We start from the raw sequence: 516 nt of genomic DNA, 5'->3' as shown, positions 1-516 counted from the left end.
CGGACCGGTCGCCGCGGCACCCGGCGACGCGGTCCGCACCGACCCCGCGGCGGCCGCGACCCGGACCCCGGCGGCAGCGGGTGCCCCCGCGGCTACGCCGCGCGGCGCGGTGGACACCGACGACGCAGAGCACAGCACACCCGGCTACCTGCGGAAGTTCGAGCACTTCACCGACGGGCGCACGGTGATCCCGTCGGTGATCGGTGCCGACCCGGACGAGGACGGGCGGTGATCGACTTGGGCATCGACCCCGTGGGCACCGCGCTGCCGTCCGTCGCGCTCACCGTCGACGAACTCGACCTGCTGGTCCATCTCCTGGACGTCGACGTGCTGCCCGTGGTGCTCGACGCCGGCCCGCGCTTCGACTCGGTGCCCGCACGAGACGCCGCGTTCGACCGCGCCCACGCCACGCTCACCGCGGCCGGTCTGCTCGACGGCGGCGCCGTGCACCCCGACCTGGCGCGGTGGCTGCGCGTCCTGGCCCGGCCCCGCGGCGAGATCGCGGCGCGCCGGTTC

General features: G+C 76.7%; 1 protein-coding gene and 1 pseudogene. Both read left to right on the top strand.

Translation table 11 applies throughout. The annotated features are described in order from the left end of the window. Window positions 1-232, top strand: a pseudogene (locus ABEU20_RS24815) (PPE family protein); the annotation flags it as partial. Then, on the top strand, window positions 229-516 hold a 288-nt coding region (locus ABEU20_RS24810), incomplete at its 3' end, for an ESX secretion-associated protein EspG (protein WP_420167052.1). The pseudogene ABEU20_RS24815 and the gene ABEU20_RS24810, both read left to right, overlap by 4 nt.

Source organism: Rhodococcus parequi (assembly GCF_046042785.1).
Taxonomy (GTDB): Bacteria; Actinomycetota; Actinomycetes; order Mycobacteriales; family Mycobacteriaceae; genus Prescottella; species Prescottella parequi.
This window is presented reverse-complemented; position numbering and strand designations above follow the sequence as displayed.